A 14092-nucleotide genomic window follows, 5' to 3' on the forward strand; every position below is an offset into this window, starting at 1 on the left:
GCGGGATCAAGGACCCGCGGCTCGGCTCGCACGTCACCATCACGGACACCCGGGTCACGGGTGACCTGCGGGAGGCGACCGTCTTCTACACCGTGTACGGGGACGACGAGGAGCGCAAGGCCGCGGCGGCCGGTCTGGAGAGCGCCAAGGGCATCCTGCGCTCCGAGGTGGGCCGGGCGGCGGGCGTGAAGTTCACGCCGACCCTGACCTTCGTCATGGACGCGCTGCCGGACACCGCGCGCACCATCGAGGACCTCCTCGACAAGGCGCGCCAGTCCGACGCGAAGGTGCGCGAGGCGTCCGCGGGCGCCGCGTACGCCGGTGACGCCGACCCGTACCGCAAGCCGGGCGACGACGAGACGGACGACACCGCCGAATGACCCAGAAGCACACCACGCCCGACGGCCTCGTCATCGTCGACAAGCCGTCGGGCTTCACTTCGCACGACGTGGTCGCCAAGATGCGCGGCATCGCGCGCACCCGGCGCGTCGGCCACGCCGGCACCCTCGACCCGATGGCGACGGGCGTCCTCGTCCTCGGCGTGGAGAGGGCGACCAAGCTCCTCGGTCACCTGGCGCTGACCGAGAAGGAGTACCTGGGCACCATCCGGCTCGGGCAGAGCACGATCACCGACGACGCCGAGGGGGAGCTCAGCTCCTCCACCGACGCCTCCCGGGTCACCCGCGAGGAGATCGACGCCGGCATCGCCAGGCTGACCGGCGACATCATGCAGGTGCCGTCCAGGGTCAGCGCCATCAAGATCAACGGTGTGCGCTCCTACAAGCGCGCCCGGGAGGGCGAGGAGTTCGACATCCCGGCGCGACCGGTCACCGTCTCCTCGTTCTCCGTGTACGACGTGCGGGAGGCCGTCGCCGACGACGGCACCGCCGTGCTCGACCTGGTGGTCTCCGTCGTCTGCTCCTCCGGTACGTACATCCGCGCCCTCGCCCGGGACCTGGGTGCCGACCTCGGCGTGGGCGGACACCTCACCGCGCTGCGCCGCACCCGGGTCGGCCCGTACAAGCTGGACACGGCCCGCACGCTCGACCAGCTCCAGCAGGAGCTGACCGTGATGCCGATCGCCGAGGCCGCCGCCGCCGCGTTCCCGCGCTGGGACATCGACGCCCGGCGGGCCCGGCTGCTCGGCAACGGCGTGCGGCTGGAGATGCCGGACGAGTACGCGGGCTCCGGTCCCGTGGCCGTCTTCGGCCCCGACGGCCGGTTCCTCGCCCTCGTCGAGCAGCAGAAGGGCAAGGCCAAGAGCCTGGCCGTCTTCGGCTGACCGGCCCCACCGGTCCACCCGTGGAGCGGCGTCACGGGGATGGACATGCCGCCGCTCCACGGTCCCCCTCGGTTCCCCCACCCCTAGGGTGTATCCATCCGCCCCCGTCTGTTCACCCGTAAGTGCAGGCGCTCGGAGTGAACCGGGGGAGCGGAAGGGGGCGCGTTCGCCGAGCGAGCTGCCCCGCTGATCATTCCGGCCCTACTGTCGAACGCAAGGGCACGGATGTACGGCGGAGGACTCGACGATGACGTCGCGGAACCGGTCCCGTCACGAGCGGGACACCCCAGACGACCCCTCGGACCTCTGCGGCTGTCCGGACCCCTCGGGCTGTCCGGACTTCCCGGGGGGCCCGGCATGCCCGGGGCGCCTCCACGCGACCGTGGAGGACCACCCCGCCGATGTCCTGGTCCGCATCCAGGACCTCGCCGGCCGCCCGCGCGGCACCGGCTTCGTGGCCGACCACCACGGCACGGTGATCACCAGCCACGAGGCCGTCGACGGCCTCCCCCGCCTCGTGCTGCACGCACCGGGAGACCGCCACTGCGTCGTGACCGCCGACGCGGTGACCCCGCTGCCCGCGCTCGACCTGGCCCTCGTCCGCAGCGAGGGGCTCGGCGTCGCACCGCTGCCGGTCACCGCGCGGGAGAGCGTCGAGACCGGCACCTACGTGCGGATCGCCGCCGGATGCTGGCGCGAGGCGCGGGTGCTGGGCACGAGCGCCGTCACCTACACCGCCACCGACCGCTTCCACCCCCTCGGTGACGCCCTCGAGCTGGCGATCGGCACCGCGGGCCGCGACGCGCTGCGCCTCGGCGGCGGAGCCGCCGGCGGCCCCGTGCTCGACGCCACCACCGGAGCCGTCCTCGGCGTCCTCGGCACCGCGCTCCGGTCGCCCGGCCGCGACTCGGGCTTCGCCGTGCCCCTGCCTCCCCGGGCCCCCGGCGCCGCTCGGACGGGCGGCACCACCGGTGTCGAGGACCCGCTCGCCGAGCTGCTCGCCGAGAACGCGGCGACGGTCCCGGCCTACGGCGCCGACCTCAACATCGCCGGCGTACTGGAGCTCACGGCCACCTCGGTGCGGCAGGACGGACCGGTGCCCGGCCCCGCCGCGGGACCCGGCGTGCGCGCGGCCGTGGAACCGGTCGAACGGGCCGCCGTCACCGCGGAGTTCGCCGCGTTCGAGCGGGGAGACGCCGCCGTGCTGGGCCTCGTCGGACCGCCCGGCAGCGGACGTACGACGCAACTCGCGGCGCTCGCCGCCCGCAGCCACCGCGCCGGACGGCCCGCGCTGTGGCTGCGCGGCGCCGATCTGCGCGGCGACGACGGCTCGGTCGCGGACGCCGCCCGCAGGGCGCTGGACCGGGCCGCCCGCGTCGTGGCCGCCTCCCGCAGGCCCTTCCCGGCCGTCCCGGACGACCTCGGCGACACCGGCCCGGAACGCCTGGCCCGGCTCGCCCGCACGGCCGGCCGCCCCCTGCTGCTGCTCCTCGACGGCCCCGAGGAGATGCCGTCCGACCTGGCCCACCGCCTCGCCGAGTGGACCGACGGGACGGCGCGGTGGCTGCGGGCGACGGGGGCACGGCTGGTGGTGGCGTGCCGCGCGGAGTACTGGGAGGAGGCGGGAGCGAGGTTCCCGGCGGACCGGCTGCACGCCGCCGACCCCTGCCCCGACGGGCTTCCCCCGTGCGTGGGCCTGGGCGACCTCACCCCCGAGGAGGCCCGTCAGGCGCGTGCCCGCTACGGCATCCCCGAGGGCGTCCTGGCCGACGCCCGGCACCCGCTGACGCTCCGGATGCTCGCGGAGGTCCGGGCCGCCCTCGCCGATGCCGCCGACGTCCCCGACGTGCCCGTGGACCGCGACACCGTGTTCTCGGCCCACCTGGACCTGATGTGCCTGCGGATCGCCGTCCGCCTCGCCGCCGGGGACGGACTGCGCGGCACCGCCGTACGCCGGCTGGCCGCCAAGGTCTCCGGGCAGGTGCACGAGGCCGCCCGGCGCAGCCTCGGTGCCGGGCGGGGAGAGCTGGACCGGGAGGCGTTCGAGGCGGTGTTCCCGCCGGGGCCCGCCCCGGACCGGCTCGGCGGCGGCACCGGCTGGGCCGCGGCCGTGCTCGCCGAGGGCCTCCTCGTCCCGGCCGGGACCGGCTACCGGTTCGCGGACGAGGAATTCGCCGACTGGATCCACGGCATCCACCTCGACCTCGACGAGGCCCTGCGCGCCCTGGTCCACCCCCGCCGCACCCCGCCGGACCCCGGCTGCGACCCCGCCCCCGTACCGCACCACCGCATCGGCCCCGTCGTCCAGGCCCTGCTGCTCCTCGCCCGCCAGCACGGCACCGGCCACCTCGCCGCGCGGCTGGCGGACCTCGTGCACGCCCTGGACGCCGGCCCCGGCTCCTGGTGGGCCGCCCGGCTGCTCACCGAGAGCCTGGCGCGCGTGCCCGACGCGACGCCGTACACGGGCGTGCTGCGGATGCTGGCCGACCGGATCGTGGCGTGGCGCGAGCAGCGGCGGACGGTGCCCCGGGAGCTGGGACCCGCCTTCTGGACGGGCCTCCCGCTGCCCCTGGAAGCGCGGTGCGCGCTGCTGCGCCGGCTCGTCCACGCCGACGGCCCGCCGTGCGAGAGCGGACCCCGTTTCCTCGCCGCCGCCGGCCGTCTGCTCGCCGCCGACCCCGCTGCCGTGCCGTCGTACCTCGTCCGCTGGTTCGAGGACGAGCGACCGCTGCCCGCCACTCCGCACGCCACCGTGGCCACGGCGGCGCAGGCGCTGCTGCACACCCACCGGCGGGCGGCCCCGGACGCGCTGACGGAGGCGCTCGCCGACAGCGCGCACCGGCGGGCCGACCAACTGCTCACCGTGCTGGCCGAGGAGGAGCCCTCGGCGGTGTGCCGGGCCGTCGACCGGTGGGCGCGGGACGAGCGGCCCGCGCGCCGGGCCGCGGCGCTGACGTACGGGCTGCGCGTCGCGCCGTACGCCCGCGGCGCCGAGGACCGCACCCTGCTGCGCCACGCGGCGCTCGCCCTGCTGGCCCGCACCGCCGACCGCGGCCTGCACGGTGGCGCGCTCGCCCTCCTCGTCCGCGACCCCGGCAGCAGGGACCGGCACCTCGCGCGGGCCCTGGAACACTTCGCGGCCGGTGACCCCCACCTCCCGCCGAGCGCGCTGACCGGCGCCCTCGGAAGCCACCCGGAACCCGTGCTCGACGCCTTCCGGGCGCGGCTGGGACGGGCGGCGGACGCGGGCGAGGCGTTCCGCGCCCTCGCCGACGCCACCACCCCCGGGCTGGCCCGGCCGGTCGCCGCACTCGTGCGGGAGGCGGTGGAACGGCGGCCGGAGCTCGCGGGACACGTGGCCGCGTACGCCGACCGGCGCCTGGACCGGGACACGGCACCGGCCGCCCGTGCCGTGCTCCGCCCCCTGCTCACCGGCCTGCTGGGCGGCGGCCCGGAGGCGCTGCGGGCGGCCCTCGCCGGAGTCCTCGCCGCCCCCGGGACACCGGCCTCCCGCCCCCTGCGCCGCGAACTGCTGGACGCCCTGCTCGCCCGCGAGTCCGACCCCGGCGTCCTGGACGCGGTGCTGCGGGCCGCCGCCCGGAACACCGGCCCCGAACTGCGCGTCCTCGTCCACCGCACCGGTCTGCTCCTCGTCCGCACCCCGGAGGGAGCCGCCCGCTTCGACCGTGCCCTGGCCGACCTGGCCCGCCACCTCCCGGGCTTCGCCGCCGCCGTGGCCGGCTGGCTGGCGGACGCCCCGCGGGAATGGGCCGCGGTCGTGGGGCCCAGCACCCGCCGGACGATCGAGAACCTGGCGGGCGCGGGCGTCCCCGCCTGAGCCCGCACGCGCGTGCACCCGCCCGCACCGCGCGTGCACCCGGTCACAGCCCCCGTACCGATGCGGGCCACGAGCATGCGGCATGGCACCCTTAGACCTGCGCAGGAGAAGTCCAGTTAGGTCCACGGACTCGGGTACGACGAGGTTTCGACAAGGAGCAGGCACAGTGCAGCGCTGGCGTGGCTTGGAGGACATCCCCCAGGACTGGGGGCGCAGCGTCGTCACCATCGGCTCCTACGACGGAGTCCACCGCGGGCACCAGCTCATCATCCGGCATGCCGTGAACCGCGCCCGCGACCTGGGCGTCCCCGCGGTCGTCGTCACCTTCGACCCGCACCCCAGCGAGGTCGTCCGCCCCGGCAGCCACCCCCCGCTGCTCGCCCCGCACCACCGGCGCGCCGAACTCGTGGCCGAGCTGGGGGTGGACGCGGTCCTGGTCCTTCCCTTCACCACCGAGTTCTCCAAGCTGTCCGCGGCCGACTTCGTGGTCAAGGTCCTGGTCGACAAGCTGCGCGCCAAGGCGGTCGTCGAGGGCCCCAACTTCCGCTTCGGCCACAAGGCGGCGGGCACCGTGGACTTCCTCGCCGAGCAGGGCCGGATCTACGACTTCGAGGTCGAGGTCGTCGACCTGTACGTGAGCGGCGAGGCGGGCGGCGGCGAGCCGTTCTCCTCGACGCTCACCCGCCGCCTGGTCGCCGAGGGCGACGTCGAGGGCGCCGCCGAGATCCTCGGCCGTCCGCACCGCGTCGAGGGCGTGGTCGTCCGCGGCGCCCAGCGCGGCCGCGAAATGGGCTTCCCCACCGCCAACGTCGAGACGCTCCCGCACACCGCGATCCCCGCCGACGGCGTCTACGCCGGCTGGCTGCACGCCCAGGGCGAGGCCATGCCGGCCGCCATCTCCGTCGGCACCAACCCCCAGTTCGACGGCACCGAGCGCACGGTCGAGGCCTACGCCATCGACCGCGTCGGCCTCGACCTGTACGGCCTCCACGTCGCCGTCGACTTCCTGGCCTTCGTCCGCGGCCAGGCGAAGTTCGACACGCTCCAGGCGCTGCTGGAGCAGATGGCGCGGGACGTCGAGCGCTGCAGGGAACTGGTGGCCGCGGCCGAGCGGCCGTAGCCGGTCAGCCCTTCCGCGCGTGCGCCCAGTGGCACGCGACCTGGGCCGTGCCGCTCCCGTCGGGGACCCCCGGGTCCCGGCCCCGGCACGCGTCCGCCACGCCCGCGGCGTCCGCCCCGCCACCCGCCAGGACCTGACAGCGGACGTGGAAGCGGCAGCCCGGCGGGACGCGGGAGGGGTCCGGGGGCTCGCCGGTGAGGACCACCCGCTCCCCCGGGGACTCCGGGAGGACCGACAGCAGGGCCGTGGTGTACGGGTGCCGGGGCGCGGTCAGGATCTGCTCCACCGCCCCGGTCTCCACGATCCGGCCCAGGTACATCACCGCCACCCGGTCGGCGATGTTCCAGGCGAGCCCGAGGTCGTGCGTGACCACCAGCGCGGACAGGCCGAGTTCGGCACGCAGCCGCAGCAGCAGGGACAGGATCTCCCCGCGCACCGAGGCGTCCAGCGAGGCCACCGGCTCGTCGGCGACGAGGAGTTCGGGCTCCAGCACCAGCGCGCCCGCGATCACCACGCGCTGGCGCTGCCCGCCGGACAGCTCGTGCGGATAGCGCAGGAAGAAGCGCTCCGGCGGCCGCAGCCCGGCCCGGGCCAGCGCCCCGGCGACCGCGGCCCGTTCGTCACCGCCGTGACCGTGGATGCGCAGCCCCTCGGCCACCGCGTCGTACACCGTGTGCCGCGGATTGAGCGAGCCGCTCGGATCCTGCAGGACCAGCTGCACACGCCGGCGGTACGCCTTCAGGGAGCGGCCGGAGTACTCCAGCGGCCGTCCGTCGAAGGTGACACGCCCCGCGGTCGGTTCGACCAGGCCCAGCAGGGCGCGGGCCAGCGTCGTCTTTCCGCAGCCCGACTCACCGACCAGGGCGACGATCTCGCCGGGGCGGATGTCCAGGTCGACGCCGTCCACGGCGCGGGCGCTCGGGGCGCCGTGCCGGCCGGGGAAGGCGACGTGGAGTCCCCGGGCGCTCAGGAGGGGGGCGCCGGTGGCCTCGGGGGCGGCGGGGGAGGGGGTCATGGGGTGGTGCGCCTCGCTTCCTCCGGGGAGTCCGGTTCGCCGTGCGGGGCCGCCGTGCCCGCTGCTGCCCGCGCTTCCCGCTCGTCGTCCGCGACCCGCACGCACGCCGCCCGCCGCTGCGGCCCGGCCGCGCGCAGGGGCTGGTCGTCCGTCGCGCAGGAGTCCCGTGCCACCGGGCAGCGCGGATGGAAGGCGCAGCCGGACGGCAGCGCCGACGGGTCCGGCGGGTCGCCCGGCAGACCCCGGGGCGCGAACCGCGAGGCCGGGTCCCCGATCCGCGGGAACGCGGCGGACAGCGCCTCGGCGTACGGGTGGCGGGCGGCCTCGTACACCTGCCGCGCCGGCCCCTCCTCGACCACCCGGCCCGCGTACATCACCGCGAGCCGGTCGCAGGTGCCGGCGAGCACCGCCAGATCGTGGCTGATCATGATCAGGCCCACGTCCTGGTCCGCCACCAGCCGCTCGATCAGCCGCAGGATCTGTGCCTGGATCATCACGTCGAGCGCGGTCGTCGGCTCGTCGGCGATGATCAGCCGGGGATCGCAGGCCAGCGCCATGGCGATCATGACGCGCTGGCGCTGCCCGCCGGACAGCTCGTGCGGATAGGCGCTCGCGCGGGCGGCCGGAAGACCGACGTGCTCCAGCAGTTCACCGGTCCTCTTCCGCGCCCCGGCGGGTGTCGCCCTCCGGTGCAGCAGGATCGGCTCGGCGATCTGGTCGCCGACGCGCCGCACGGGGTTGAGGGAGTGCATCGCTCCCTGGAACACGATCGACGCCCCGGCCCAGCGCACCGCCCGTACCCGGCCCCACTTCATGGCCAGGACGTCCTCGCCGTCCAGCAGGATCTCCCCGCCGGTCCGCGTCCCGGCGGGCAGCAGCCGCAGCAGCGCCAGCGCCAGCGTGGACTTGCCGCACCCCGACTCCCCGGCGATGCCGAGCTTGCGGCCCGCGTCCAGACGCAGATCCACACCGCGCACGGCCTGCGCGCCGCCCGCGTACGTCACCGTCAGGCCCCTGACGTCCAGCAGACTCAACGGGACACCCCCAGCCTGGGATTGAGGACGGACTCCACGGTCCGCCCGCACAGGGTGAAGGCCAGCGCCACCACCGCGATGGCGATGCCCGGCGGCACCAGGTACCCCCAGTGACCGGCACTGACCGCGCCCGCCTCCCGCGCGTCCTGCAGCAGGCCGCCCCACGACACCACCGTCGGATCACCGAGCCCCAGGAAGGCCAGCGTCGCCTCCGCCAGGATCGCCGAGGAGATGATCAGGGTCGTCTGCGCCAGCACCAGCGGCATCACGTTGGGCAGCACGTGCCGGGTCATGACGTGCCAGTGCCCGCCGCCGAGCGCCCGGGCGCGTTCGATGTACGGCCGGGTCTCCACGGCCAGGGTCTGCGCCCGCACCAGCCGGGCCGTCGTCGGCCAGGTCGTCACCCCGATCGCCACGACGACGGTGAGCAGCGAACGGGACATCACCGTGGCCAGCGCGATCGCCAGCACCAGCGTCGGCATCACCAGGAACCAGTCGGTGATCCGCATCATCACCGTCGCGTACCAGCCCCGGAAGTGACCCGCCGTCACCCCGATCAACGTGCCGATCGCCACCGACAGCACGGCGGCGAGCAACCCCACCAGCAGCGACACCCGAGCGCCCCGGATCACCAGGGCGAGCAGGTTCCGCCCGAACCGGTCCGTGCCGAAGGGGAACTCGGCGCTGGGGCTCTCCAGCGGGGCGCCCGGCGCGTCGGTCACGTCAGCCGCGTCGGAGCCGGTCAGCAGCGGCGCGGCCAGCGCCGGCAGCGCGAACAGCGTGAGCACGGCCAGGCCGAAGACCCCGGCCCGGTGGGTGCGGTACGTCCGCCAGAAGCGCGCGGCGGAGGCCCGTCGCCGCTGCCACGCGAGCGCCCGCGGACGCACGGACGGCGGCTTCCCGGCCGCGGCGGTGTCGTCACCGGCCGTCTTCCGGACTCCGGTGTTCTCTGTCGTCATCGGCCCACCCGGGGGTCGAACAGCGGATACAGCAGATCGGCGAGCGTGTTCATCAGGATCACCGCGGCGGCGAACACGAGGAACAGCCCCTGCACCAGCGGCAGATCGGGCACGCTCAGCGCCTGGTAGAACAGTCCGCCGAGCCCCGGCCACGAGAAGACCGTCTCCACGAGGATCACCCCGGCCACCGTCCGTCCGAGATTGATGAAGATCAGCGTCACGGTCGGCAGCAGCGCGTTGGGCACGGCGTGCCGGCGCCGGACCAGGTCGTCGCGCAGCCCCTTGGCCCGCGCGGTCGTCAGGTAGTCGCTGCCCATCTCGTCCAGCAGCGCCGACCGCGTCACCAGCAGTGTCTGCCCGTACTCCACGGCCACCAGCGTGACCACGGGCAGCACCAGGTGGTGCGCCACGTCCAGCACGTACGCGAGGCCCTCCTCACCGCCCGACTCCATGCCCCCGGTCGGGAACAGCCCGGGGAGCGGGCCGATGCCGACCGAGAGCGTGATGATCAGCAGCAGCCCGAGCCAGAAGGAGGGGAGGGAGTACAGCGTCAGCGCCAGCCCTGTGCCGAGCCGGTCCCCGAGCCGCCCGTGCCGCCACGCCGCCCGGGTGCCCAGGAGAATCCCGAGCGCCGTGTAGAGCACGAAAGCGGTGCCGGTGAGCAGCAGCGTGTTCGGCAACGCCTCGGTGATCTTGTCGATCACGGGGGCACTGAACTGGTACGACGTCCCCAGATCGCCGGTGAGCGCCTTGCCGCAGTAGTCGGTGAACTGCCGCCAGAGCGGCAGGTCCAAGCCGAACTCGCGCCGGTAGGCGGCGAGTTGCTCGGCCGACACCTGACGGCCCCCGGTCATGAACTTCACCGGGTCGCCGGGGATCAGCCGGAACAGGAAGAAACCGGTGACGAGGACGGCCAGCAGGGACACGGCCGCGCCGGCCACCTTGCCCGCCACGTACCGCGGATACGCGGTGGCGGTACGGACCCGTGGTCCGCGGGCCGCCGGTCCGTCCTTCGCCGGACCGGCGGCCCCGGTCCCCTCCACGGGCGCGGATGCTGCGTCAGCGGTCATGAGTACCCGTTCGCCCGTCCTACTCGCGGTCCTCGGCCGTGGCCCGCCGCCGCATCGCCACGAACGCCCCCAGCCCCGCGAGGACGACCGCACCCCCGACGATCCCGGCGACCACCCCCGTCGACGACGGGCCGCCGCCCGTGTCACCGGAGTCCGCAGGGACCGCGGACCACCAGCTCCAGTAGCCGTCCTGGCCGTAGATGTTGCCCGCCTTCGCCGGCATGGTGGTGATCGACTCGATCTGGTCCGTGCGGTACGCCTCGACCGCGTTCGGATACGCCATGACGTTCATGTACCCGAGGTCGTACAGCCGCGACTGCAGCTGCTTGACGATGCCGGCCCGCTTCTCGGGGTCGTATTCGGCGAGCTGCCGCGCGTACAGCTCGTCGTACTTCTCGTCGCAGATGAAGTTGTCGGTCGCGCCGGTGTCCTTCGGGGTCGCCGGGAGCGCCGCGCAGGTGTGGATGGACAGGACGAAGTCGGGGTCGGGGTTGACCGACCAGCCGTCGAAGGCGAGGTCGTACTCGCCGGCGAGCCAGGGATCGGTCACGTTGTCCAGGCAGTCGAGGGTGACGCCGATGCCGAGGTCGCCCCACCACTCCTGGAGGTACTGGCCGATCGCCTTGTCGTTCGGGTCGGTGGCGTGGCACAGGATCCGGTAGGTCAGCGGCTTGCCGTCCTCGCCGACCCGCTCGCCGTCGCCGTTCTTCCGGTAGCCGGCCCGGTCGAGCAGTCGGGCAGCCCCGGCCGGGTCGTACGCCAGCTCCTGCTCGGCCGACGGCTTCCAGAAGTACTGCGAGAAGCGCGGCGGGATGTAGCCCGCGCCCTCCACGGCGTGCCCCTGGAACACCTTGTCGATGATGGTCTTCCGGTCCACCGCCATGAACAGCGCGTGGCGCACCCGCCGGTCCAGGAGCGAGGGGTGTCCGTCCCCCATCCTCTCGCCGTTCTTCGCCCTCGCGCCCGGGTTGGTGGCGAGGGCGTAGAAGCGGCGGCCGGGCGCGTCGTTGACGCGGATGTTCTTCTCGGTCCTGAGCGAGGCGGCCTGAGCAGGCGTCAGGGACGGCGATCCCGCGACGAACGACACCTCGCCCTTGCGCAGCGCGGACACCGCCGCGTCCTGGTCCTTGTAGTACCGGAAGACCAGCTCGTCGAACTTCGGCGCCCCGCGCCAGAAGTCCTTGTTCGCCTTCAGCCGCACGTAGCTGTCGGCCTTGTAGCCGGTGAGGACGAAGGGCCCGTTGCCGACGACGGGGAACTCCTTGTCGTTGTTGAACTTCGAGTAGTCGCCGACCTTCTCCCACACGTGCCTGGGCACGATCGGCACGTCCAGCGCCGTCATCGTGGCCTGCGGCTTCTTCAGCCGGATGACCAACTCGGTGGGGCTCGGCGCCGTGACCTTCTCGAAGTTGGCGACGAAGCTGCCGTTCGCGGTGGCCGCGCCCTCGTCGGTCATCATCGTGTTGAAGGTCCAGGCCGCGTCCTCGGCGGTGGCCTGCTCGCCGTCCGACCACCGGGAGTCCGAACGGATGGTGTACGTCCAGGTCAGCTTGTCCGGCGACGACTTCCATTCGGTGGCCAGTCCCGGGATGACGCGGTTGTCCTCGGGGTCGTAGTTGGTGAGGTACTCGTACGTGAGCCGGTGGATGCTCGTGCTGAGCAGCCGTACCGCCAGGAAGGGGCTGAGCGAGTCGACGCTCTGCGCCACCGCGACGGTCAGCACCTTCTTGCCGTCGTCGGCCGCCGCGGCCTGCCGCGGAGCCGGATCGAGCGGGGTGGCGAGTCCGGCGGTGAGGGTGAGTGCGGCCGCACAGGCCGCCATGACGAGCCGGGCGCGGCCCGGGATGCGGCGTCGACCGCCGTACTGATCGTTCGTGTCCATGGTCGCTGACCTCGTGTCGTCGCTCGCACGGGAAGGACGGGTTGATCAGATGAGTGAGGTGATGAGTGTGTCTAGCAGCGGCGACTGCGGGCGTCAACGGCGCGCACACCCCACGTGGCCTGCGGAAATAACGAATCGACGTGCATTTCCCGCCCATTGGTCGAGACCACTGACGCGCTCCTGGCCAGGGCCTGACGACGGATTCCGTCCCGGACGCGACGCGGCCCGCGCCGTGTGTGAACGGCGCGGGCCGGAAAGGGGACCGGCCCCTCGGAAGGGGCCGATCGGGGGAGCGTGGGGCCGGTGCCCGCGCGCCCCTACTGCTGTGCGGGCGGCTGCTGCCCGGGGTGTCCGGGGTGTCCGGGCGGACCCGCCTGCGGGTAGCCGTAGCCGTGCTGACCGGGCTGCGGCTGACCCGGCTGAGGGTACGCCTGGCCGGGCGGGACCGGGGGCTGCTGGACCGGCGGCTGTCCCGGCTGTCCCGGCTGGACGTAGGGCTGGCCGGGCTGCTGGGGGTACGGGCCCGGGACGGCCTGACCGGCCGTCGGCGGCTGCCCCGGGAAGGGCTGGCCGGGCAGCGGCGGGGCGGCGACCGGCGGCGGGTTGCCGTCGGAGGTCCACAGGCCGTGCGACTGCTGGTGGCGGACGAAGTCCTCGGCGACCATCGCCGCGAGGTTGAAGTACGCCTCCCGCACCTTCGGCCGCATCATGTCGAGATCGACCTCCGCACCGGCCGCCAAGTGCTCGTCGAACGGTACGACGATCACGCCACGGCACCGTGTCTCGAAGTGCGCCACGATGTCCTCGACCTTGATCATCTTGCCGGTCTCGCGCACGCCGGAGATGACGGTCAGGGACCGCGAGACGAGATCCGCGTACCCGTGCGCCGACAGCCAGTCCAGCGTCGTGCTGGCGCTGCTCGCACCGTCCACGGACGGCGTGGAGATGATGATGAGCTGGTCGGCGAGGTCCAGCACCCCGCGCATCGCGCTGTAGAGCAGACCCGTGCCGGAGTCGGTCAGGATGATCGGGTACTGCTTGCCCAGGACGTCGATGGCCCGCCGGTAGTCCTCGTCGTTGAAGGTCGTCGAGACGGCCGGGTCGACGTCGTTGGCGATGATCTCCAGACCGGAGGGCGCCTGTGAGGTGAACCGCCGGATGTCCATGTAGGAGTTGAGGTACGGGATCGCCTGGACGAGGTCACGGATGGTGGCCCCGGTCTCGCGCCGCACGCGGCGGCCGAGCGTACCGGCGTCCGGGTTGGCGTCGATCGCGAGGATCTTGTCCTGCCGCTCACTGGCGAGGGTGGCACCGAGCGCGGTGGTCGTGGTCGTCTTGCCGACGCCGCCCTTGAGGCTGATGACGGCGATGCGGTAGCAGGACAGCACCGGCGTGCGGATCAGCTCCAGCTTCCGCTGCCGCTCGGCCTCCTCCTTCTTGCCGCCCAGCTTGAACCGCGACCCGCCGGCCGCGGGACGGGTGCTCTTCGCCTTCTGCTTCTTGCTGTTGAGCAGCCGGTCCGACGACAGTTCCACGGCCGCGGTGTAACCGAGCGGCGCCGCACCGGGGTTGGTCGGCTGCCGCTGGTCGTGCTGGATCGGCTGCGGCCAGGCGGCCCCGGTGCGCGGATCGACGGGCTGCTGCGGCGGCTGACCGGCGTGCGGGGGCTGTGGCTGGGGGACGAAGGCCTGCGGGGCGGCGCCCTGCTGAGCCTGCGCGTCCGGCTGGGCCTGCTGCGGCACACCGGGATGCTGCGGCTGCCGCGGTACGACGGGCTGCTGCGGCTGCCCCTGCTGCACGGGCGGCTGCTGGGGGAAGCCGTAACCGCCGGGCTGGGCCGGGGGAGTCGGGGCCTGAGCGGGACCGGCGGGCGGGAAGCCGTAACCGGCCTG

General features: G+C 74.1%; 10 protein-coding genes. 4 read left to right on the top strand and 6 right to left on the bottom strand.

The window, feature by feature from the left end:
* The 4 genes from rbfA to RIM90_RS25785 all read left to right on the top strand — a co-directional run.
* Window positions 1–380: 30S ribosome-binding factor RbfA (rbfA, locus tag RIM90_RS25770; RefSeq protein ID WP_309063146.1), on the top strand; the 380-nt coding region annotated here is incomplete at its 5' end.
* Window positions 377–1282: a tRNA pseudouridine(55) synthase TruB gene (gene truB, locus RIM90_RS25775; RefSeq protein ID WP_309063147.1), complete on the top strand. Its 906-nt coding sequence runs from the start codon at window positions 377–379 to the stop codon at window positions 1280–1282. The genes rbfA and truB, both read left to right, overlap by 4 nt.
* A 247-nt stretch (window positions 1283–1529) precedes the next feature.
* Window positions 1530–5120 (top strand): trypsin-like peptidase domain-containing protein, encoded by a 3591-nt coding sequence (locus tag RIM90_RS25780; protein ID WP_309063148.1) that lies wholly within the window; start codon window positions 1530–1532, stop codon window positions 5118–5120.
* Between the two features lie 166 nt (window positions 5121–5286).
* Entirely contained in the window at window positions 5287–6240 is a 954-nt protein-coding gene (locus tag RIM90_RS25785) for a bifunctional riboflavin kinase/FAD synthetase (RefSeq protein ID WP_309063149.1), read from the top strand.
* A 4-nt stretch (window positions 6241–6244) separates the two neighbouring features.
* Here the strand turns inward: RIM90_RS25785 and RIM90_RS25790 are convergent, their stop codons facing one another.
* The 6 genes from RIM90_RS25790 to RIM90_RS25815 all read right to left on the bottom strand — a co-directional run.
* Window positions 6245–7255 carry an ABC transporter ATP-binding protein gene (locus tag RIM90_RS25790; RefSeq protein ID WP_309063150.1) on the bottom strand — a complete coding sequence of 337 codons (1011 nt, stop codon included), beginning with the start codon at window positions 7253–7255 and terminating at the stop codon, window positions 6245–6247.
* Complete coding sequence (locus RIM90_RS25795; protein WP_309063151.1) at window positions 7252–8289, bottom strand: ABC transporter ATP-binding protein; 1038 nt, start codon at window positions 8287–8289, stop codon at window positions 7252–7254. The genes RIM90_RS25790 and RIM90_RS25795 overlap by 4 nt, the downstream gene beginning before the upstream one ends.
* The gene (locus RIM90_RS25800; protein WP_309063152.1) at window positions 8286–9248 is read right to left on the bottom strand and encodes an ABC transporter permease; all 963 of its coding nucleotides are present in this window, start codon (window positions 9246–9248) and stop codon (window positions 8286–8288) included. The genes RIM90_RS25795 and RIM90_RS25800 overlap by 4 nt, the downstream gene beginning before the upstream one ends.
* Entirely contained in the window at window positions 9245–10318 is a 1074-nt protein-coding gene (locus tag RIM90_RS25805; protein ID WP_309063153.1) for an ABC transporter permease, read from the bottom strand. Before RIM90_RS25805 ends, RIM90_RS25800 begins: the two co-directional genes overlap by 4 nt.
* A 19-nt stretch (window positions 10319–10337) precedes the next feature.
* Window positions 10338–12200 (bottom strand): ABC transporter substrate-binding protein, encoded by a 1863-nt coding sequence (locus RIM90_RS25810; RefSeq protein WP_309063154.1) that lies wholly within the window; start codon window positions 12198–12200, stop codon window positions 10338–10340.
* A 317-nt stretch (window positions 12201–12517) separates the two neighbouring features.
* The coding region (locus RIM90_RS25815; protein WP_309063155.1) for a MinD/ParA family protein at window positions 12518–14092 on the bottom strand (1575 nt) is incomplete at its 5' end.

Source organism: Streptomyces sp., assembly GCF_031181555.1.
GTDB classification, from domain to species: domain Bacteria; phylum Actinomycetota; class Actinomycetes; order Streptomycetales; family Streptomycetaceae; genus Streptomyces; species Streptomyces fimbriatus.

Coding starts and splice junctions, on each gene's coding strand:
- RIM90_RS25810 (WP_309063154.1), bottom strand. CDS start 12,200: ATGGACACGAACGATCAGTACGGCGGTCGACGCCGCATCCCGGGCCGC.
- RIM90_RS25800 (WP_309063152.1), bottom strand. CDS start 9,248: ATGACGACAGAGAACACCGGAGTCCGGAAGACGGCCGGTGACGACACC.
- RIM90_RS25790 (WP_309063150.1), bottom strand. CDS start 7,255: ATGACCCCCTCCCCCGCCGCCCCCGAGGCCACCGGCGCCCCCCTCCTG.
- RIM90_RS25805 (WP_309063153.1), bottom strand. CDS start 10,318: ATGACCGCTGACGCAGCATCCGCGCCCGTGGAGGGGACCGGGGCCGCC.
- RIM90_RS25780 (WP_309063148.1), top strand. CDS start 1,530: ATGACGTCGCGGAACCGGTCCCGTCACGAGCGGGACACCCCAGACGAC.
- truB (WP_309063147.1), top strand. CDS start 377: ATGACCCAGAAGCACACCACGCCCGACGGCCTCGTCATCGTCGACAAG.